Origin of the sequence: Micromonospora sp. NPDC047074 (assembly GCF_040643815.1) — a bacterium.
Classification (GTDB): domain Bacteria; phylum Actinomycetota; class Actinomycetes; order Mycobacteriales; family Micromonosporaceae; genus Micromonospora.
Map to the genome: position 1 here is coordinate 63,981 of NZ_JBEYVB010000018.1, position 20,071 is coordinate 84,051.

The window sequence follows — 20,071 nt, forward strand, 5'->3', positions numbered from 1 at the left end:
CACCATGACCACGATCGCACGGGTGGAGACCTTCCTCGTCGCCCCGCGCTGGCTGTTCGTCCGGGTCGAGACCGACTCCGGGATCGTCGGCTGGGGCGAGGCGACCTGCGAGGGCCGGTCCGAGACCGTCCGCACCGCCGTCGAGCAGCTCAGCGAGCTGCTGGTCGGCCGGGACGCGCTGCGCATCGAGGACCACTGGCAGGTCATGACGAAGGGCTCGTTCTACCGGGGCGGGCCGATCCTGGCCAGCGCCGTGGCCGGGCTCGACCAGGCGCTGTGGGACATCGCCGGCAAGCACTACGGCGCGCCGGTGCACCAGTTGCTCGGCGGCCCCGTCCGGGACCGGATCCGGGTCTACGGCTGGGTCGGCGGCGACGAGCCGAACGAGGTCCGCGACCAGATCAGCGCCGCCGTCGAGACGGGCCTGACCGCGGTGAAGATGAACGCGTCCGGGCGGATGAGCGCGGTCGCGTCCGTCGCCGAACTCGACGGCGTGGTGCAGCGGGTGGCCGCCGCCCGCGAGGTGCTCGGCGACGAGCGGGACGTGGCGGTCGACTTCCACGGCCGGTTCACCCTCGCCACCGCCCGCCGGGTCGCCCCGCTGCTGGAGCCGTACCGGCCGTTCTTCCTGGAAGAGCCCGTGGTCCCGGAGAACTCGCACCTGATCGGCGAGTTCGTCCGCTCGACCACCACGCCGGTGTCGACGGGGGAGCGGCTCTACAACCGGCAGGAGTTCCTTCCGGTGCTCCAGGCCGGCATCGCGGTCGCCCAGCCGGACCTCTCGCACGCCGGTGGCATCACCGAGGTCCGCAAGATCGCCGCGCTGGCCGAGGTGTACGACGTGCAGCTCGCCCCGCACTGCCCGCTCGGGCCGATCGCCCTCGCTGCCTGCCTCCAGGTCGGGTTCGCCACACCCAACTACCTGATCCAGGAACAGAGCATCGGCATCCACTACAACCTCGGCGCCGAGGTGCTCGACTACTGCCTCGACAAGACCCCGCTGACGTTCGTCGACGGGTACGTCGAGCGGCTCACGGCACCCGGCCTCGGCATCGAGATCGACGAGCACGCCGTGCGGACGGCCGACAAGCGCGGGCACGCGTGGCGCAGCCCGACCTGGCGGCACGCCGACGGCTCCTACGCGGAATGGTGACCAGATGACCGTCGACCTCGCCGCCGAACTCACCGCCGCCCGCGTCCTCGCGATCATCCGCGGCACCGACACCGCCGCCGCGATCGCCGCCGGCACCGCTCTGCTGGAAGAGGGCGTACGCGTCGTCGAGGTGGCCCTCACCACGCCGGACGCCGTGCGGGCGATCGAGGCACTGCGCGCGGTCGCGCCTGCCGGGTCCCTGGTCGGCGCCGGCACGGTGCTCACCGCCGCCGACGTCGAGCGGGTGGCCGCGGCGGGCGCGCAGTTCGTGGTGACGCCCGCCGTGGTCGAGTCGATCCCCGCGGCGGCGCGCCGGGGCCTCCCGGTCGCCGCCGGGGCGCTCACCCCGACCGAGGCGTACACCGCGCTGCGGATGGGGGCGTCGGTGGTCAAGCTGTTCCCGGCGTCGGTCGGCGGCCCGGCCTACCTCAGGGCGGTGCGCGACCCGTTCCCGCAGATCCCGTTCGTCGCGGTCGGCGGCGTGGGCCTGGCCGACGTGCCCGGCTACTTCCGGGCCGGGGCGATCGCCGTCGGCCTGGGCGGCCCGCTGGTCGGCGACGCCGCCTCCGGCGGCGACCTGGACGCGCTGCGGGCCCGGGCACGCACCTACCTGGCCGCGGTGCGGGAGCCGGCCGGATCATGACCGCACCGGATCTGCTCACCGTCGGCGAGGCCCTGGTGTCGCTGCGCTCGGCCGGCCCGATCGCCGCCGGGGGCCCGCTGACCATGCACCTGGCCGGCGCCGAGTCCAATGTGGCGGTCGGGGTGGCCAGGCTGGGCCACCACGCCGCCTGGGTCGGCCGGCTCGGCACCGACGAGTTCGGCGAGTACGCGCTGCGGCAACTGCGCGCCGAGGGCGTGGCCGTCGACGGGGTGACCCGGGATCCCGACCGGCCGACCGGCCTGATGTTCCTGGAGCGGCGTACCGCCGACGTGACCCGGGTGCAGTACCACCGGGCCGGGTCGGCGGGCTCCGCGCTGGGCGCCGACGACCTGCGGGCGCCGCTGGCCGCCGGGGCGCGGATGCTGCACCTGAGCGGGATCACCCCGGCGCTGTCCGACAGCGCCCGGGAGGCGACCCGGTGGGCGGCCGAGGCCGCCGCCGCGGCGGGCATCCCGGTCTGCCTCGACGTCAACCACCGCGCCCGCCTCTGGTCCCGCGACACCGCCCGCGCGGTGCTCACCCCGCTGGCCGGGTACGCCTCCGTCGTCGTCGCGTCCGCCGACGAGCTGGATCTCGTCGGCGAGCCGGGTGCCGACGAGCCGGCCGTCGTGGCGGAGCTGTTCCGGCGGGGCGTGCACACCGTCCTGGTCAAGCTGGGCGGCGACGGCGCCCGCGCGTACACCCCGGACGAGGTCCGGCACGTCGGCGCGCTGACCGTCACCGCCGTGGACGCCGTCGGCGCCGGTGACGCGTTCACCGCCGGTTACCTGTCGGGCTGGTTCGACGGGCTCGACCTGAACGGTCGGCTGCGACGCGCGGCCACCCTCGGCGCCTTCGCGGTCTCCAGCCCGGGCGACTGGGAAGGCCTGCCGCGCCGCGCCGAACTCTCTCTTCTCGACGGCCACGAGGCCGGAGCCGTCCTCCGCTAGCCGCCCCGAGCACCCCGAAGGAAGAAAGGCAGACCCCGTGAAGATCGTCGCCGCTGACGTCATCGTCTCCAGCCCCGACCGCAACTTCGTCACCCTGAAGATCACCACCGACGACGGCATCACCGGCCTGGGCGACGGCACCCTCAACGGACGGGAACTCTCCGTCGCCTCGTACCTGCGTGACCACGTCGTGCCGCTGCTGATCGGCCGGGACGCGCACCGCATCGAGGACGCCTGGCAGTTCCTCTACCGGTCGGCGTACTGGCGGCGCGGGCCGGTCACCATGGCCGCGATCGCGGCGGTCGACGTGGCCCTGTGGGACATCAAGGCCAAGGCCGCCGGCATGCCGCTGTACCAGCTGCTGGGCGGGGCGTCGCGCACCGGCATCATGGCCTACGGCCACGCCTCCGGCCGGGACCTTCCCGAGCTGTTCGACTCGATCCGCCGGCACCTCGACCTCGGCTTCCGCTCGATCCGGGTGCAGACCTCGGTGCCGGGCATCAACGCCGTGTACGGGGTCGCCGCCCAGCCCAGCGCCGACGGCAAGCGTTACGACTACGAGCCGGCGCAGCGCACCCCGCTGCCGGCCGAGGAGGACTGGGACACCCGCTCCTACCTGCGGCACCTGCCCGGCGTGTTCGAGGCCGTCCGCAACGAGTTCGGCCCGGAGCTGCCGCTGCTGCACGACGGCCACCACCGGATGACCCCGATCCAGGCCGCCAAGCTCGGCAAGGCGCTGGAGCCGTACGACCTGTTCTGGCTGGAGGACTGCACCCCGGCGGAGAACCAGGAGGCGCTGCGGCTGGTCCGCCAGCACACCACCACCCCGCTGGCGATCGGCGAGATCTTCAACACGGTCTGGGACTACCAGACGCTCATCCGCGAGCAGCTCATCGACTACGTCCGCTCCGCCGTCACCCACACCGGCGGCATCACGGCCATGCGCAAGCTGCTGGACTTCGCCGCCCAGTACCAGATCAAGTCCGGCATCCACGGCCCCACGGACATCTCGCCGGTCGGCATGGCCGCCGCGCTGCACCTGGACCTGGCCATCCACAACTTCGGCATCCAGGAGTACATGCAGCACGGGCCGCTCACCAACGAGGTGTTCCGGCAGTCGTTCACCTTCGCCGACGGGTACCTGCACCCGGGCGAGCAGCCCGGCCTCGGCGTCGAGCTGGACGAGGAGGCCGCCGCGAAGTTCCCGTACGTGCCGGCGTACCTGCCGTTCAACCGGCTCCAGGACGGCACCGTCCATGACTGGTGAGCCCGGCCCGCGCGGCGCGGGCCCGACGCGGCACGTCATCGTGATGGGGGTGTCCGGGGCGGGCAAGACGACAGTGGCCCGGGGCGTCGCCGCCCGTGCCGGACTCACCTTCGCCGAGGCGGACGAGTTCCACTCGCCGGCCAACGTGGCGCGGATGCGGGCCGGTGTGCCGCTGGACGACGCCGCGCGCCTGCCCTGGCTGCGCGACCTGGCCGGGTGGATGACGGCGCGTGCCGCCGAGGGCGTGTCTACGGTGCTGGCCTGCTCGGCGCTGCGGCGGTCGTACCGTGACGTGCTGCGCCACGGCCCGCCGAGCGTCGAGTTCGTCCACCTGGACGGGTCGGCCGAGGTCATCCGGGAGCGACTTGCCCAGCGTGCCGGGCACTACATGCCGGCGAGCCTGCTGGAGTCGCAGCTGGCCACCCTGGAACAGCCCGACCCGGACGAGTCCGTGCTGGTGCTCGACGTGTCGCTGACGCCGGAGGAACTCGTCTCGGCCGCGCTCGACCGGCTCGGCCTGTCGACCGGCGTCGCCGCGAAGAGGTGACCGCCGGGCCCGGGGCCGGCGGCCGGGCCGCACTGCCCGCCGCCGCCGGCACCGGGCATCAGTCGGGCAACCCGTCGAGGTAGACCCAGCGGCCGTCCTCGCGGACGAACCGGCTGCGCTCGGCCTGCGTCCCGGGCCCGCCGCCGTCGCGGTGGTGGGCCCGGAACTCGACGGTGCCGGTGGCGTCGAACAACCCGCCCCGCTCGGTGTCGACGATCTCCAGAGCGGTCCACCGCACGCCGGGATCGAGGTCGAGCCGGCGCGGCCTGGTCGAGGAGTGCCAGCTGCGCAGCAGGTACGCGGGATCGCCGACGGCGAAGGCGGCGTACCGCGAGCGCATCAACGCCTCGGCGGTCGCCGCGTCGGCCTCCCCCCGGTGCAGCCGCCCGCAGCACCCGGCGTACGGCTGCCCGGAGCCGCAGGGACAGGGCATCCGGTCCTGGTCGTCGGCCGTCCTCCGGCGGGTTCGCTTCGCCACCGGACCATTCTGGCCGACGGCTCACCGCCGCCGACGTCCGCACCCGCTGCCCAGCGTCCGCGCCCCGCCGCCCTGCCACCCCGCCGCCCTGCCGCCCGCGATCTTGCACTTTGTGCCCACGGTTTGGGGCGTATGTCGGCTTTGCGGGGGCAGCAAGTGCAAGATCGCGGGGGGTGGGCGAAGGGCAGGGCGGGATCGCGTGTGCACCCCGCCGCACTGGCGTCCGCGCGGGTCAGCGGGCGCTCGACCGGGGCGTACGCCGGCTGCCGAAGGACTCCATGGTCGTCGCCTTGCGGGCCGGGGCCTTCGTGGCCGCGCCGGCGCGGGTCGCGGCGGCCTTCGTCGCCTTCCGTGCGGGCGCCTTCTTGGCGGGGGCGGCGGTGGCCGGTGCCTTGCGGGCACGGGCGGGGGCGGCGGTGGCCGAGGTGTCCTTCTTCCGGGCCACCCGGGCGGTCGTCGCCGTGGGCTTCCCGCCCGGGGACTTGGCCGCGGTCGCCCCGGTGGCCCGTTTCGTGGCCGTCGCCACCTTCTTCGCCGCCGTCGCCCGCTTCATCGGGGCCTTGCGCGCCCCGGTGGCCTTCCTGGCCCGTCCTGCGTCCGCCATCGTCGCTCCTCGGAATCGGCCCTGGGCGCAGGGTCTTCCCCCGGCCCCGGCGGTCAAACGCCGCCGGGCGGGCGTGGCGGGGGAGCGGCCCCGCCACGCCTGCCCGGCGGGTCACGCCCCGGCCACCGGCTTGTACGCGCAGACCACCTCCCAGCCGCCGGGCAGCACGGCCACCCGGTCGAAGCCGACCTCCTTGAGCAGGCCGGTGTAGAACTCGACCTCCCGCAGCCGGCTGACGCAACTGTCGACCCCGATGAGGAAGTAGCTCCAGAAGAACTGCATCGCCAGGCGGTCCGGGGTGCGGAACTCCTCGCAGATCACCAGCAGGCCGCCCGGTTCGAGGGCCGCGTACGCCTTCTCGACCAGCCGGCGGGCGACGTCGTTCGGCCAGTCGTGCAGCACCCGGACGAACGCCATGGCGTCGTAGCCCGTGGGCAGCGGCTCGGCGAAGAAGTCGCCGCCGACGAAACCCAGCCGGCCGGCGTGCCCCGTACGGGCCCGGGTGGCCTCCACCAGCGGTGCCACGGCGGGCAGGTTGTACACGTCGACCCGCAGCCCCGGGGCGTCGTCGAGGACGTGCGCGGCGAGCGTGCCGTCGCCCCCGCCGACGTCCAGCAGTCGGCGCCGGTCCGACCACAGCAGGTCGGCGTTGCGGTGCACCGTCTCGATCACCGGGCCGAGACCGACGGCCATGCTGCGCTCGAAGTCGGCGGTCTGCTCGTCGCTCTTCGGGGGCCAGGCGAAGTCGTCGTCGCTCATGCTCACCTCGCCGCGCAGGCTCTCGGCCAGCCGACCGTGCAGCCGCCGCCAGGGGTAACGGTCCCGGTCGCGTTCGACGGCGCCGGGGCCGACGACCGCCGTGACGGCGTCCCGGAGGCCGGGCACCGCGCGGTACGTGGCCGTCGTGATGTCGTCGCCCGGCTCGCTGCGCTCGACGACGCCGAGGCTCTCCAGGCAGTCGAGGAACTTGTAGAGCCGCAGGGGCCGCACGTCGAACCGGGCGGCCAGCTCGCCGAGGCTCGCCGGCCCGGGCTCCAGGGCGTCGAGCAGGCCCGTGCCGAGCGCGGTCTCCAGCACGTCCATGGCCTTGGGCCCGTTGGCGAGCAGACTCATCAGCGCCCGGGGGGACAGCGTGACCTTCACCGTTTCAGCTCCTCTTCCAGGGCATCCATGAACGTGTCGATCTCGTCGAGGGTGTTGTAGACGTGCGGGCCGACCCGCAGGTGGCCCCGCCAGCTGCAGACCATGTCGCGCGCGACCAGCCGCCGCTTGACGGCCTCGCCGTCGGCGACGTCCAGGCACACGACGCCGCCGCGCCGGTGCGCCTCGGTCGGGCTGACCACGTCGATGCCGGCCGCCGCGGCCCGGTCCAGGACCCGTTGCGTGCAGGCGAGCGAGTGCCGGCGGATCGCGGCGATGCCGACGCCGGCCAGCAGGTCCAGGCCGACCTGGGAGACCAGTGAGGTCAGGGGGAACGGTGTCCCGCCCGCGAACCGTCGGGCCCCGTCGGCCCAGCCGGTCGACGGCTGGAACGTGAACGCCCGGTCGCCGGCCTGCCAGCCGGTCGCCGCCGGCTCCAGCTCCGGCACCAGGCCCGGGCGGACGTAGAGGAAGGCGGTGCCGACCCCGCAGAGCCACTTGTGCGCGCCGCCGAGGACGACGTCGACGCCGAGCGCCGCCACGTCCAGCGGCATGACCCCGACGCTCTGGAAGGCGTCGACGACCACCAGGGCGCCGACGTCGTGGGCGCGCCGCACCAGCCGGGGCAGGTCGATGGTGGCCCCGGAGGAGAAGCTGGCGTGCGGGACGCACACCAGCAGGGTGCGCTCGTCGATCCGTGCCTCGATGGCGTCCTCGTCGAACCGTGGGCCGCCCGAGCCGACCACGTCGAGCCGGGCGCCGTAGCGGCGGAACGCGTTCCAGATGAACGGCACCGTCGGATACTCCAGGTCGGTGGTGACGACCCGGTCGCGCGGCGGTCGGTAGTCGAAACAGGACGCCACCCGGGCGAGCAACGTGCTCAGGTTCGCGTCGGTGACCACGCTGCCGGCCGGCGCGCCGATGAGGGCGGCGACCGAGTCGGCGTACCGGTCGAGGCCGACGTGCCAGCCCTGCCAGACCTCGTCGCGCCAGCTCCGCAGCGTCTCCCAGTAGCCGGTGAGGACTTCTTCCGCGCCTCTGGGCACCGCGCCGGTGGAGTTGTTGTTGAGATAGACGGCGGTCTGGAGCAGGGGGAACTCGGCGCGCAGGGCGGCGTGCGCGGTGGCGTCGAGGCACTCGGGCACGTGCGGTTGCGGTTCGGGCGGGCTCACTCGGGGCTGCCTCCGGTCGGCTCGGTCGGGGACGGGGGTCGGGAGTCGTCGGCGACGGAGGTGAAGACCGGAATGGACCGGACGGCGGCCAGATAGGGCGTGCCCTCCGTGTAGCCGGTGCCGGGACGGGGGCCGAGCATCCGGGTCGCGAGCCGGTGGTGTGTGCGCCGCCACTGGAGCAGCGCAGCGGCGAACGACCGCATCTCCTCCTCGACCCGCTCGCCGCCGGGCGCGGCGAGCAGGCCGTCACGCACCGCCGCCCGGAACGCGTCGTCGATCGACGGCCGTCCGGCGTGCACCAGGTCGCGCACCTCCGGCACCTGGTGGTACGCGGCCGAGTCCAGCCGCGACCCCTCGGGCGTACGGCACAGCGCCTCCATCAGCTTGTAGGAGCGGGACTGGATGGCACTCGCCCCCTCGGTGTACTCCCGGAACGTCCGGAACGCCTCCGGCTGCATCGTGGCCAGCAGCGAGAACAGCGGCCCGGCGGCGGTGAGCTGCTCCCGGGCGTACGCCAGCCGCTCGGCCGCCGGCCCCGCGCGGCCGGCGGCCAGGGCGGCGATGGTGGCGCGCAGCTCGTCGGCGATCCCCGCGAAGAGGCACTCGTACGCCTGGAGCACCCGGATGAACAGGTACTCGTCGTGTGTCACGTGGACCGGCAGCATGCTCAGCCGCAGCACCAGCTCCCCGACGGGATCCGGGTCGGCGGCGAGGGCCCGCAGCTCGTCCGGGGTGGCCACCGGCTCCCGGTCGGGGACCGTGCCGGCGAGCCCCATCCGGACGAGGGCGGGGGAGGCGGCCCGTACGCCGAGCCGGTAGCGCTTGACCACCACGTCCCGGCTCGGGCGCTGCTCGGGCAGCAGGTCGGTGGCGCCGGAGGCGGCGGTCAGCTCGAAGGCCAGGGCGTCGGCGACCAGGCGGACGAGGAGCCGGTCCCGGTCCCGCCGGGCACCGACCGGGTCGGCGGCCGGCCCGTCGTCAACGTCGTCCCCGCAGGGCAGCCGGAGCAGTCGCAGCGCCAGGTAGCTGCGGTAGTCGTACCGGCCGTCCCACTTGTCGAGCGCGGCGTCGAGGAAGTCGCCCAGCAACCGGGCGTGGGGGTCCCGCGCGGCCGCCGGCACCGTCGAATGCGCACGGGCCTGGTCGAGCAGGGCCAGCAGTTCCTTCTCGACGAAGTGTTTACCGACCCGGTGAAACTCCGCCAGCACGGCGGAGTATGGGAAACTGTCGGGCTCACCGGCACCGGACAGCCAACTCGTCAGTTCACGCACGAACCGCACCTCGACATTTCGGTCGCCACGCAGACGGGTGGGGAGGGATTGACAATTTCTGGTGGGCGAGGATTGTCAGGGACGGCCGACCTGTGATTCGTTACCGGATCCGTCGGTGAGCTTCAGGCGGGCCCGCCACAGTTCGGGGAAGAACCGGTACCCGACGAGCTTGGCGAGCATCGTCGCCTCGGCGCCGTCGGGAGCGTGGCCCCCGACACGCAGGGCGAGCTGGTAGTGCCGCGTCCGCCACAGCGACACCCGTTCGTCCCATTCGACGAGCGCCTCGGCGAGCCGCTGGACGGGGTCCGCCGGATCCGGTCGGCCCAGTGTGGCCGGGTCGACTCCCTGGGCTTCCAGGTGCTCGGCGAACGCCCGGCCGAGCTGCCGGCTCGTGGCCTGGACCTGCCGCCAGCCGGGTGACTCGGCGCCGGATCCCTTGCCCAGCGCCGGTTGCATGGCCTGGAAGTCGGCCGGGGACAGGTGCCGGAACATCTCCAGTTGGTCGGTGACCAGCCGGATCCCGAGCGTCGCCCGGGCCAGCAGCGACTCGGTGACCGCCAGCTCGCCGGCGCGCAGCCGGGTGACCGCCTCGGCCAGCTCGGCGGCGGCGAGCTTCAGCCACAACTCGGTGGACTGGTGCACCACCTGGAAGAGCAGCTCGTCGCGGTGGAGCATCTCCTCCGGACGCCGTTGCAGGTCGAGCAGCGCGTCCAGCCGCATGTAGCGCGCATAGTCCGTGGCGCCGTCGCCAGGCAGCACAGGTGAGTGGTCCCGCTTCACGGAATTGTGTCCCCTTCGGTTGGCGTCGCCGCATCGGAAACCGACGGTGCGACAGCGCGTGCGGCGGCCATTATGCAACGACGAAAGGCAATGTGTCACGTCTCTGTCGCGGCCCGTGTCCGGTTTCGGAAAGGGGAGGGTTTCCGCCATTTTCGGCGGCATTCAAAGGCGGTTTGTTAGCACGTTCGGTCGACATTCGTCAATCGTGGTGAACGGCTGACACGTCACACGGCCGGCGGGTGGGTGCGGGGTTGGGTCGACGGTTCCCGTCGGGCGGGGCACGAGAAAGCCGCCGCCGTACCGGGGGTGTCCCGGTACGGCGGCGGCTGGCGGTGGCGCGGCGGCCGGGTCAGCCGGCGCGGCGGAGGCGGCCGAGCATGCCGTTGAGGTCCTGGACGAACAGCTCGTGGCGGAAGTAGTGGCCGCCGGTGGGCTCGCGCCACTCGTGCGGGATGCCGGCGCGGCCGAGCGCGGCGCGGAACTCGCGCTGGCCGGCCAGCACCTGGGTCTCGTTGACGGTCTCGAACCAGTTGACCGGGTTGGGCGAGGTGCCGGCGACGAGGAAGATGCGCTTGTTGCGGTAGCTCTCGATGCGCTGGATCGGGTTGTCGGCGGTGACCCGCGCCTCGTCCCACAGGGGCGCGCCGTAGACGGTGCCGCCGCCGAGGTCGAGGGCGGCCGAGGTGGCGTTGGCCCAGTGCACGACGAGGCCGAAGTCGCGGCGGAGGCTGGCGGGGCCGGAGTGGGAGCTGACCGAGCAGAAGTGCCCGTAGTACTTGGCGGTGTACTTGAGGGCGCCGAAGCCGCCCATGGAGAAGCCGGCGACGGCGCGGCCGTTGTACTCGGGGAAGGTGCGGAAGTTCTGCTCGATCCAGGGCAGCAGCTGGGCGATGTGGAAGGTCTCCCAGTTGCGGGGCCCGGTGTTGCTGTGCACGGGGTTGGAGTACCAGCCGGTGGAGGCGTCCGGCATGACGACGATGAGCTCCCTGCCGGCGGTCAGGTTGATGATGTTGTCCTGCATGTGGAAGGTGCGGAAGTCGGCGTTCCCGCCGTGCAGCAGGTACAGCACCGGGTAGCGCTTGCCGCTGGTGTGGTAGCCGTCGGGCAGCAGCACGTTGACGGCCGGATCCCACTCGATCGCGTCGGTGGCGAAGCGGTAGTACTGGAGGCGGCCACCGTTCTCGTTGCGGTCCACGATGCGCAGGCCGTGCCCGTCGCCGGCGGCGCTGGCCGCCGAGGGCGCGATGAGCGTGCCGCCGAAGGCCCCGGCGGCGGCGACTCCGGCCGCGCCGGTCAGGAGCCGGCGGCGGCTGAGGGCTGCGCGGGGGGCGGGGATGTTGTCCATGGGATCCTCCATCAGGGACGTGTCAGGTGCGCCGTCACGGGCCTGCCGAGCGGGGTGGCGCGGTGGGCAGGCGGTTTCGCCGTCGCGACCGAGCCGGCCGTGTCGGCTGCCGGCGGGATCACCACCGCACCGTGCCGGCACGAGAGAAACCGATTTCCCGGTACAGTCTTGAACGTCGATGGATGATTGTCCAGTCGGGGGAGCGATCGAATCGGGTCGAGGTCGGTGGCCGCCGAGGCCGCGGACCCTCGGTCCCCGGGCCGTGACGGAGTGTCCCGTATTCACCCGCTCCGCCCCGCCTGCGGGGGTGGGCTCCGGTGGCCGTGGTGGGCCCCGGTGGGGGCGCTAAACGGGACCGTCGCGGGTGAAGGAAGATTTCGTCACTCATGCCGGGCGGGCAAGTATTGACAGTCATCGACTATGCCAGTTAACTCGCGAGCAATCGATTTCTTGTCACCGACGGCGCTCCCGAAGGGACACCCATGAGGCTACGTACCCTCCGCTGGCTCGGCGCCGCCACGGCGGCGCTGGTGACCATCACACCGGGAGCAGCGGCCGCCGCCGCGCCCACCACGCCAGGAGCAGGCGCGGCCGTCCTGGCCGTCGCCGACGACAAGGGCCCGGTCGGCTGGGACGCCTACCGCAGGCTGGACCGGCTGCCGGAGCTGGCGGCGGGCACCCGGACCCGCCAGTTCTCCAGCTTCGACCGCGCCGGCGCCAACGACGACGGCTTCGTCGGCACCTACTCCTGCCTGCGCCAGTCGAACGGCTGCGTCCTCGCCGAGGACCGCGGGCCCGGTGAGGTGCAGTCGATCTGGTTCACCCGCGACGAGGGCAACGTCAGCGCCACCGGCTGGATCCGCATCGAACTCGACGGGGTCGTGGTCGTCAACAGCAGCCTCCAGGGCCTGGTCAACGGAGCGCTGGGCAGCCCGTTCGTCGCCCCGCTGGTGAGCAACGCCGACCAGACCTCCGGCGGCGTCACGGTCAAGGTGCCGATGCCCTACCGCGACTCCATGCGGATCACCACGCAGAACAATCCGCTCTTCTACCACGTCACGTTCCGCGAGTTCGCCGACCCGGTGGGGATCACCCGGTTCGACCCCGCCGACCCCGCCACCGACGTGCTGGACAGGCTGCGGGCCGCGGGCACCCGGGATCCCAAGCCGGCCCAGGCCGGTGCGGGCACCACGAGCGCCACGGTGTCGGTGCCCGCAGGCGGCCAGGCGACGCTGGCCACGCTCACCGGCCCCCGCGCGGTCACCACGCTCCGGCTGCGGGTGCCCGACGCGGTGGCGAGCGAACCCGTCCTGTCCGGGCTGCGCCTGCGCATCACCTTCGACGGCCGCCGGACCGTGGACAGCCCGGTCGGCGAGTTCTTCGGCGGCGGGCTCGGCGAGCGGCGCGTACGGTCGCTGATGTTCGCGATGGACGACGCGCCCGGCGGCTGGTACACCGCGTGGTGGCCGATGCCGTTCCGGTCGAACGCCACGGTGGTGCTCGCGAACACCACCGGCACGCCCGTCAGCGGGGTCCAGGCGGAGGTGACCTCCGCGCCCGGTACCCAGTGGACAGCCGCCCTCGACCCCGCCGGCGCCGCCGGTTACTTCACCACGCAGTCCCGGCGGGCCGAGACGGTCGGCGGCAGCGACTGGATCTTCGCCGACACCATCGGCCGGGGCCGCTTCGTCGGGGTCTCGCACACGATGCGCGGCCACATCGTCGGCGGCAACACCCGCAACTACCTGGAGGGTGACGAGCGGGTGTACGTCGACGGCTCGCCGACGCCGCAGATCTACGGCACCGGCGCCGAGGACTTCTACGAGTCCGGGTGGTACTTCAACCGGGGCGAGTACAGCGGCGTCTTCACCGGCAACACCGCGCATCTCTTCCGGGCCGGCGGCTGCGTGGACGAGTGCGACGCCGCCTACCGCCTGATGATCGGCGACGCGGTCCCGTACGCCACCGCGCTGCGCTTCGGCATCGAGCACGGGCCGGTCAACGACATGCCGGCCGACTACGCCTCGACCGCGTTCCTCTACACCCAGCCCACCGTCGCGATGCGGCGCAGCGACACGCTGGTCACCGGCGACGCCGCCAGCCGCGCGGCGCACGGCTACAGCGACGGCGCGGCGACCCAGTACGCGCTGACCGCGCCGTTCGAGGGCGACGACGACAACGTCACCGTCACCGGGCAGGTCCGCGCCACCACGGCGGCGGTCAGCTTCCGCGTCGCCGTGGATCCGGGCAACCAGGGGGTCCGGCTGCGCCGGCACAGCGACCAGCAGAGCGGCTACCAGCAGGCGAACGTGGCGGTGGACGGCGCCCCGGCCGGGGTCTGGTCGCAGCCGCTGGGCAACGCCCGCCAGCGCTGGCTCGCGGACGAGTTCGTCCTGCCGGCGGCGCTCACCGCGGGCCGGACCTCGGTGACCGTCACGCTGACCCCGGTCGCCGGCTCGCCCGCCTGGACGGCGGCGCGGTACCTCGCCGACAGCATGGTGTCGCCGCGCGCCGACACCACCGCGCCCGGTGCCGTGGCCGGCCTCACCCTGGCCGGCGGCCGGATGCACGCCCTGGGGCTGTCCTGGGCCGAGCCGTCGGACGACGTCGGGGTGGCCAGCTACCGGATCTACTCCGCCACCGGCCCCGGCGTCGCGATCACTCCGGCCAACCTGGTCGGGACGTCGCGCGCCACCACCTTCCGGCACGGTCCGCTACCGGCCAACCAGACCCGCTACTACCGGGTCGTGGCCGTGGACGTGGGGGGCAACGCCGGCGCCCCGTCGGCCGAGGTGTCGGCGACCACCCGGGCGCGCAACACCAGCGACCTCGACGGTGACCGGCGCGACGACGCGGTGGTCTTCACCAGGGGCGGCGCGGCGGACGTGTTCGCCTCCCTCTCCGACGGGAGCCGTTTCGTGCAGGACGGCTGGAAGTGGAACGACTTCTTCGCGGTGGGCGAGGAGGTGCCGTTCACCGGCGACGTCAACGGCGACGGCCGGGCGGACGCCATCACCTTCACCCGGGGCGACGCTGCCGACGTCTACGTGGCGTTGTCGAACGGTTCGGGCTTCGGACCCGGGGTCAAGTGGCACGACTTCTTCGCCGTCGGCACCGAGGTGCCGGCGGTCGGCGACGTCAACGGCGACGGGCTGACCGACATCATCACCTTCACCCGGGGGGACGCTGCCGACGTCTACGTGGCGTTGTCGAACGGTTCGGGTTTCGGGCCCGGCGTCAAGTGGCACGACCACTTCGCGCTCGGTGCCGAGACGCCCGCCGTCGGCGACTTCAACGGCGACGGGCGCGACGACATCGTGACGTTCACCCGGGGCACCCACGAGCAGGCGGACGTCTTCGTCTCGCTCTCCGACGGCACCCGCTTCGTCGAGGACGGTTGGAAGTGGCAGGACCGCTTCGCGGTCGGCAGCGAGGTGCCCGCGGTGGGTGACGTGAACGGGGACGGCCGCGACGACATCGTCGCGTTCGGCCAGGGCACCACCGGCGACGTGTTCGTCTCCCTCTCCGACGGCGGCCGGTTCGTGCAGGTCGGCTGGAAGTGGCACGAGCTGTTCGCGGCCGGGACGGAGGTGCCCGGGCTCGGCGACGTGAACGGGGACGGCCGTGCGGACGCGGTCTCGTTCACCCGTGGCACGGCGGCGGACGTGTTCGTCGCGGTCTCCGAGGGGGGCCGGTTCGCGCCCACCCCCCGCAAGTGGCACGACCGCTTCGCCACCGGCACCGAGTTCCCCCGGCCGAGCGTGTGACCATGCGACTCTTCCGCGTGTTCTGTGTGGCCCTGCTCGGGGCGGCCCTGGTGGCCGCCCCGGCGGGACCCGCCGCCGCTGCCGACGAGCCGATCCGCGTCGAGGCGGAGTCGCTGTCGGTCGTCTCGGCCACCGCACCCGTCGAGTCCCAGCCGAACTGTTGCGGGGTGGCCTGGTCGGGCGGGCGGCAGCTGTGGCTGCGCGGGGCCCGCGCGGGCGACTCGGTCACCCTCGCCCTGCCCTCGGTGCCGGCGGGCCAGTACGACATCGGGGGCGTGCTGACCCGGGCCGGCGACTACGGCACGGTGCGGTTCGCGATCGACGGGGTGGCGGTCGGCCAGCTCTTCGACGGGTACGCCCCGAGCGTCCAGCGCACCGGGGCGGTGCCGCTGGGCTCGGCGTCGCTGACGGCGGGCAGCCACCGGCTGACCGTGACGGTGACCGGTCGCGCGGCGGCGTCGACGGGGTTCTTCGCCGGCCTGGACACGGTCACCCTGCGCCGCGTCGGCCCGCTGGCCGCGGTCACCTCGACGCCGTACGAGACGGTCGCGGAGACGCCCGCGCGCGGCACGCTCACCCGGGTCTACGACCCGAGCGTCGGCGAGGCGGTGTCGTGGTACTACAACGACCACACCATCGTGCGCAACCAGCAGACAGGGCTGTGGCACGTCTTCGCGATCACTCACGCGGAGCCAGGTGCGCCGCTGGACGAGAAGACCTTCGGCCATGCCACGGCGCCCACCCCGACCGGGCCGTGGACCAAGCGACCACCCGCGCTGACCGCCGATCCGGCGGCGGGCGAGCAGTGGATCTGGGCGCCGCACGTTGTCTACGACGCGGGCGTCTACCACATGTTCTACGCCGCCGGTAATCCGGACTTCGCGAACTACCGCATGCACCTGGCCACCTCGACCGACCTGTTCACCTGGACCCGCAGCCCCGCCAACCCGTTGTTCACCGACGGGTGGGAGGGCCGCGACCCGATGGTGACGCGGGTGGGCGACCGCTGGGTCATGTACTACACGGCGACATCCAGCCCGACCGGCGGCAACCATGTCGTCGCGTACCGCACCAGCACGGACCTGCGCACCTGGAGCGCCCGTGCGATCGCGTACTCGTCGCCGCACACCGGGCAGGCGGCGGGCCAGACCGAGTCGCCCTTCGTGGTGCGCCGGGGGGACTGGTACTACCTCTTCGTCTGTTGCGACGGCACCGACTACGGCGCGGCCTACCGGCGTACCGCCGTGTACCGGAGCAGGGATCCGTTGCGGTTCGAGGGCGCCGACAAGGTGACGGTGCTGGACGCGCACGCCGCCGAGGTGGTCGTGGACGGCGCCAACTGGTATCTCAGCCACGCGGGCTGGGGCCAGGGCGGGCTGTGGCTGGCCCCCCTCACCTGGTCGACGGGGGTGGTCGCGCGCGGCTACACGATGCACACCGGCTTCCTCCGGGCCGACGTCCGGACCTGGCCGCACGCCCGGATCGCCGCGCTGGCGGTGGACCCGGCCGGGGGCGGCGCCCACCGCCCGGCACTGGACTCGTCGCACCGCGGCACCGGGCCGTACCTCGCGGTCGGTCGCTTCGACGTGACCGACCGGGCCGGTCCGCCCGCGCGGGTCGAGGTGTCGGCCGACGGCTCCCGGATCAACCTGGTCGGCATCGGATTCGGCGACGAGCCGGTCACCGCCGACTGGTTGCTCACGGTGGCGCCGCGGTGGACCGGGCCGGCGTTGCAGAGCGACGTCACGTGGTCGGTCAACGGCCGGCCCAGCGCGCCCGTGTGGGAGGTCGCCTTCAACGTCGACGGCGCGCTGCCGGCGGTCGGCGACCCGGCGGTGCGGGCCCGGCCGACCGGCGACGTGACGGGCATGCCGGCGTGGACGATGACCACCGGCGCGGGCCTGTCGGTGGTCGCCGCGCACCGGTGGGCGTCGGCCTGGCGTGGCGACAACACCTGGTACGACGCCGGCCACGCGATGGCCGCCTGGCAGCCGCTGTGGCGGTCGGGCGGCACGTCCTGGGAGCCCGGCAGGTACCCGGGCGGCACCTGGCGCTTCGCGGCGAGCGGGGTGGGCGGTGACGTCGGCTTCGCCGACGGGGTCTACGCGGCGATCAACGCCACCCCCTGAGGCGTCCGGTGGGGACGGTCGCGCGGGTCTTGACAGTGTGACGGCCGTCTCATACGTTTCCTGATCGGAAATCGATTTCTCGCCGGGAGGGGCTCGCATGGGTGACCAGGCGGTCGTCACGATGACCGGCATCGCCAAACGGTTCGGCGGGGTCGTCGCCCTGGCCGGTGTCGACTTCGCGGTGCGCGCGGGCGAGGTGCACGCCCTGCTGGGCGAGAACGGCGCGGGAAAGTCGACCCTGATCAACATCCTGTCCGGCATCGTTACCGACCACGACGGACAGATCGCGATCGACGGCCGGCCTGCGCGTTTCGCCGGCCCGGCGGAGGCGCAGGCCGCCGGCATCGCGACCATCCACCAGGAACTCGACCTCGTGCCGGCGCTGTCGGTCGCGGAGAACCTGGTCCTCGGCCGGGAGCCGCGCACGCCGCTGCGCACCCTCGACCGCAAGGCGATGGTCCGGGCCGCGCGGGAACAACTGGCCCGGCTCGGCGTCGACATCGACCCGCGCCGGCCGGTCGGCTCGCTGCGCGTCGGCGAGCAGCAGCTGGTCGAGATCGCCAAGGCGCTGTCGCTGCACGCCCGGGTGCTCGTGATGGACGAGCCCACGGCGGCGCTCGCCGACGCGGAGGTGCGGCGGTTGTTCGCCACGATCGCCGGCCTGCGCCGGCACGGGGTCGGCATCGTCTACATCTCCCACCGGATGGAGGAGATCGAGTCGATCGCCGACCGCGCGACGGTCCTGCGCAACGGCGGCGTCGCCGGCACCGTGCGGCCGGGCCGCACCGACCGGCAGCGGATCATCGCGCTGATGGTCGGGCGACCGGTCGAGTCCCTCTTCGACAGCGGCACGACCGACAGCGGCACGACCGGCGGGGACGCGGCCGGGGACGCCGCCACCGGCGCGGCCGGCAGCCGCCCGCCCGCAGGCGACGCCCCGGCCCCGCTGCTCGAGGTCGACGACCTGGCGGTGCGGCCGAAGGTCGTCCGGCCCGGCCGCTGCGAGCCGGCCGGCATCCATCTCACCGTGCGGCCCGGCGAGATCGTCGGCCTGGCCGGCCTGATGGGCGCCGGCCGCACCGAGCTGCTGGAGACCCTCTACGGCGCGGGGTCCCCGGGCCGCCGCACCGGCGAGGTGCGGCTGGCCGGCCGCCCGTACGCCCCGCGCGACCCACGGGCGGCGTTGCGCGCCGGGGTGGGGTTCGTGCCCGAGGACCGGCGGCGCTCGGCGCTCGTCCTCGAACACCCGGTGGGCCGGAGCATGACCCTGACGGCCCTGGGCCGGCTGACGACCGTCGGGTTCGTCCGACGCCGACGGGAACGCGCAGCGGTCCGGCGCACCATCGCCGAGCTGGCGATCAAGACGCCGTCGGCGGCGGCCCCGGTGGGCGCGCTCTCCGGGGGCAACCAGCAGAAGGTCGTCTTCGCCCGGCAACTGCTCGCCGAGCCGAGGCTGTTGCTGCTCGACGAGCCGACCCGCGGGGTCGACATCGGCGCGAAGGCGGAGATCTACCGGCTGCTGCGCCGGCTCGCCGACGGCGGCATGGGCATCCTGCTGGCCTCCTCCGAGTTGCCCGAGCTGCTCGGCGTCTGCGACCGGGTCGTCGTGCTGCGGCGCGGCCGGGCCGTGGCCGACCTGGCGGCGGCCGACAGCACCGGCGAGGAGATCCTCGCGGCGGCGATGGGCGGCACCGCCGCCGGAAGGGACGACCGATGACAGACACCCGGGCACCGGACCCCGCGACGTCCGACGTGCCGCCCGCGACGGGCACGGCCGGGCTGGCCGGCTCCGCCGGCAGGTGGTTGCACCGTCCCCGCAGCCGCCGGGAGCTCGTCGACCGCCTCTTCGCCGTGCAGAGCCTCTTCGCGCTGCTGGTGGTGTTCGTGGTGGCCATCGTGGCCTCGCCCACCCGCGACGGCGAGATCCTCTTCCTGTCCGCCGGCAACCTCGGCAACATCGTGCGGGCGGTGTCGGAGATCGGCATCATCGCCGTCGGCATGACGTTCGTGATCCTGCTGGGCGGCATCGACCTCTCGGTCGGCGCGATCCTCGGGCTGTCGGCCGTCGGCGTGGCGACGCTGATGGTCGACTCGGGGCTGGGCATCCTGCCCGCCGTCGCCGTGGTGCTCGTGATCGGCGCGCTGTTCGGGGCGTTGCAGGGCTACGCGACCGCGCGCCTCGGTGTCCAGTCGTTCATCGTCACGCTCGCCGGCCTCCAGGTCGCCCGCGGCCTCGCGCGGATCTGGTCGGGTGGGCTCGGTGTCCCGATCGCGTACGGGGACGGCCCGCAGGAGGCCCCGCCCGCGTTCGAGATCCTCAACGGTTCCATCAACGGTGTCGTTCCGGTGCCGGCGGTGCTCTTCGTCGCGATCGGCGTGGCCGCGATCGTGGTCCTGCGGACCACCGCGTTCGCCCGGCACGTCTACGCGATCGGCGGGAACGAGAAGGCGGCCCGGCTCTCGGGCGTGCCCGTGACCCGGGTCAAGATCGCCGTGTTCGCCATCGCCGGGCTGCTGGCCGCGGTGGCCGGCATCATCCACGCCGGGCAGCTCAACCAGGGCAGCCCCAACGACGGCGCGGGATACGAGTTGGACGCCATCGCCGCCGTGGTCATCGGGGGGACAAGCCTGGCCGGCGGCTCGGGCTCCATGGCGGGCACCCTCGCCGGTGCGCTCCTGCTGGGCATCCTCAACAACATCCTCGCCCTCAACAACATCGACGCCAACGTGCAACTGCTCATCAAAGGACTGGTGATCGTGGCCGCCGCCGCCCTGCAGAAGCTGCGGCACAGCATCACCTGAAGCCCACCGACACCGAGGAGCCA

General features: G+C 73.5%; 16 protein-coding genes. 9 read left to right on the forward strand and 7 right to left on the reverse strand.

The genetic code is table 11. The features are described 5' to 3' along the window. Positions 1-4: 4 nt before the first annotated feature. The 5 genes from dgoD to ABZ809_RS21510 are packed head-to-tail and all read left to right on the forward strand — an operon-like array spanning position 5 to position 4,560. Entirely contained in the window at positions 5-1,153 is a 1,149-nt protein-coding gene (dgoD, locus tag ABZ809_RS21490) for a galactonate dehydratase (RefSeq protein WP_357564341.1), read from the forward strand. Positions 1,154-1,157: 4 nt separating this feature from the next. Further along, positions 1,158-1,796, forward strand: a complete 639-nt coding sequence (locus ABZ809_RS21495; RefSeq protein ID WP_357564342.1) for a bifunctional 4-hydroxy-2-oxoglutarate aldolase/2-dehydro-3-deoxy-phosphogluconate aldolase — start codon at positions 1,158-1,160, stop codon at positions 1,794-1,796. Further along, positions 1,793-2,746: a sugar kinase gene (locus tag ABZ809_RS21500; protein ID WP_357564343.1), complete on the forward strand. Its 954-nt coding sequence runs from the start codon at positions 1,793-1,795 to the stop codon at positions 2,744-2,746. Before ABZ809_RS21495 ends, ABZ809_RS21500 begins: the two co-directional genes overlap by 4 nt. Positions 2,747-2,783: 37 nt before the next feature. Beyond that, positions 2,784-4,013: a D-mannonate dehydratase ManD gene (gene manD / locus ABZ809_RS21505; RefSeq protein WP_357564344.1), complete on the forward strand. Its 1,230-nt coding sequence runs from the start codon at positions 2,784-2,786 to the stop codon at positions 4,011-4,013. Further along, positions 4,003-4,560, forward strand: a complete 558-nt coding sequence (locus ABZ809_RS21510) for a gluconokinase (RefSeq protein WP_357564345.1) — start codon at positions 4,003-4,005, stop codon at positions 4,558-4,560. The genes manD and ABZ809_RS21510 overlap by 11 nt, the downstream gene beginning before the upstream one ends. Positions 4,561-4,618: 58 nt before the next feature. On the opposite strand, the gene ABZ809_RS21515 is transcribed toward ABZ809_RS21510, so the two are convergent. The 7 genes from ABZ809_RS21515 to ABZ809_RS21545 all read right to left on the reverse strand — a co-directional run bounded on the left by ABZ809_RS21515 (position 4,619) and on the right by ABZ809_RS21545 (position 11,350). Next, the gene (locus ABZ809_RS21515) at positions 4,619-4,993 is read right to left on the reverse strand and encodes a YchJ family protein (RefSeq protein ID WP_357564387.1); all 375 of its coding nucleotides are present in this window, start codon (positions 4,991-4,993) and stop codon (positions 4,619-4,621) included. 277 nt (positions 4,994-5,270) lie between these two features. Continuing rightward, positions 5,271-5,642, reverse strand: coding sequence for a hypothetical protein (locus tag ABZ809_RS21520; RefSeq protein WP_357564346.1), 372 nt, complete (start codon positions 5,640-5,642; stop codon positions 5,271-5,273). 111 nt (positions 5,643-5,753) lie between these two features. Further along, a complete protein-coding gene (locus ABZ809_RS21525) occupies positions 5,754-6,785 on the reverse strand; it encodes a methyltransferase (protein ID WP_357564347.1) in 1,032 nt (343 codons plus the stop codon). After that, positions 6,782-7,954: an aminotransferase class V-fold PLP-dependent enzyme gene (locus ABZ809_RS21530; protein WP_357564348.1), complete on the reverse strand. Its 1,173-nt coding sequence runs from the start codon at positions 7,952-7,954 to the stop codon at positions 6,782-6,784. Before ABZ809_RS21530 ends, ABZ809_RS21525 begins: the two co-directional genes overlap by 4 nt. Beyond that, on the reverse strand, positions 7,951-9,234 hold the full coding sequence (locus tag ABZ809_RS21535) for a tryptophan 2,3-dioxygenase family protein (protein WP_357564349.1): 1,284 nt from the start codon (positions 9,232-9,234) through the stop codon (positions 7,951-7,953). Before ABZ809_RS21535 ends, ABZ809_RS21530 begins: the two co-directional genes overlap by 4 nt. Positions 9,235-9,300: 66 nt before the next feature. Then, entirely contained in the window at positions 9,301-10,005 is a 705-nt protein-coding gene (locus tag ABZ809_RS21540) for a tryptophan 2,3-dioxygenase family protein (RefSeq protein ID WP_357564350.1), read from the reverse strand. 349 nt (positions 10,006-10,354) lie between these two features. Beyond that, positions 10,355-11,350, reverse strand: coding sequence for an alpha/beta hydrolase-fold protein (locus ABZ809_RS21545; protein WP_357564351.1), 996 nt, complete (start codon positions 11,348-11,350; stop codon positions 10,355-10,357). 482 nt (positions 11,351-11,832) lie between these two features. On the opposite strand from ABZ809_RS21545, the gene ABZ809_RS21550 reads away from it, so the two are divergent. From ABZ809_RS21550 to ABZ809_RS21565, 4 genes are all read left to right on the forward strand, one after another. After that, the gene (locus tag ABZ809_RS21550; protein ID WP_357564352.1) at positions 11,833-15,117 is read left to right on the forward strand and encodes a DUF2961 domain-containing protein; all 3,285 of its coding nucleotides are present in this window, start codon (positions 11,833-11,835) and stop codon (positions 15,115-15,117) included. A 2-nt stretch (positions 15,118-15,119) separates the two neighbouring features. After that, positions 15,120-17,246, forward strand: coding sequence for a family 43 glycosylhydrolase (locus ABZ809_RS21555; protein ID WP_357564353.1), 2,127 nt, complete (start codon positions 15,120-15,122; stop codon positions 17,244-17,246). Positions 17,247-17,343: 97 nt separating this feature from the next. Further along, positions 17,344-18,963 (forward strand): sugar ABC transporter ATP-binding protein, encoded by a 1,620-nt coding sequence (locus ABZ809_RS21560; protein ID WP_357564354.1) that lies wholly within the window; start codon positions 17,344-17,346, stop codon positions 18,961-18,963. After that, positions 18,960-20,048 (forward strand): ABC transporter permease, encoded by a 1,089-nt coding sequence (locus tag ABZ809_RS21565; RefSeq protein ID WP_357564355.1) that lies wholly within the window; start codon positions 18,960-18,962, stop codon positions 20,046-20,048. Before ABZ809_RS21560 ends, ABZ809_RS21565 begins: the two co-directional genes overlap by 4 nt. Positions 20,049-20,071 lie beyond the last annotated feature (23 nt).

Coding starts and splice junctions, on each gene's coding strand:
- dgoD (WP_357564341.1), top strand. CDS start 5: ATGACCACGATCGCACGGGTGGAGACCTTCCTCGTCGCCCCGCGCTGG.
- ABZ809_RS21495 (WP_357564342.1), top strand. CDS start 1,158: ATGACCGTCGACCTCGCCGCCGAACTCACCGCCGCCCGCGTCCTCGCG.
- ABZ809_RS21500 (WP_357564343.1), top strand. CDS start 1,793: ATGACCGCACCGGATCTGCTCACCGTCGGCGAGGCCCTGGTGTCGCTG.
- ABZ809_RS21510 (WP_357564345.1), top strand. CDS start 4,003: ATGACTGGTGAGCCCGGCCCGCGCGGCGCGGGCCCGACGCGGCACGTC.
- ABZ809_RS21515 (WP_357564387.1), bottom strand. CDS start 4,993: ATGCCCTGTCCCTGCGGCTCCGGGCAGCCGTACGCCGGGTGCTGCGGG.
- ABZ809_RS21520 (WP_357564346.1), bottom strand. CDS start 5,642: ATGGCGGACGCAGGACGGGCCAGGAAGGCCACCGGGGCGCGCAAGGCC.
- ABZ809_RS21545 (WP_357564351.1), bottom strand. CDS start 11,350: ATGGACAACATCCCCGCCCCCCGCGCAGCCCTCAGCCGCCGCCGGCTC.
- ABZ809_RS21550 (WP_357564352.1), top strand. CDS start 11,833: ATGAGGCTACGTACCCTCCGCTGGCTCGGCGCCGCCACGGCGGCGCTG.
- ABZ809_RS21555 (WP_357564353.1), top strand. CDS start 15,120: ATGCGACTCTTCCGCGTGTTCTGTGTGGCCCTGCTCGGGGCGGCCCTG.
- ABZ809_RS21560 (WP_357564354.1), top strand. CDS start 17,344: ATGGGTGACCAGGCGGTCGTCACGATGACCGGCATCGCCAAACGGTTC.
- ABZ809_RS21565 (WP_357564355.1), top strand. CDS start 18,960: ATGACAGACACCCGGGCACCGGACCCCGCGACGTCCGACGTGCCGCCC.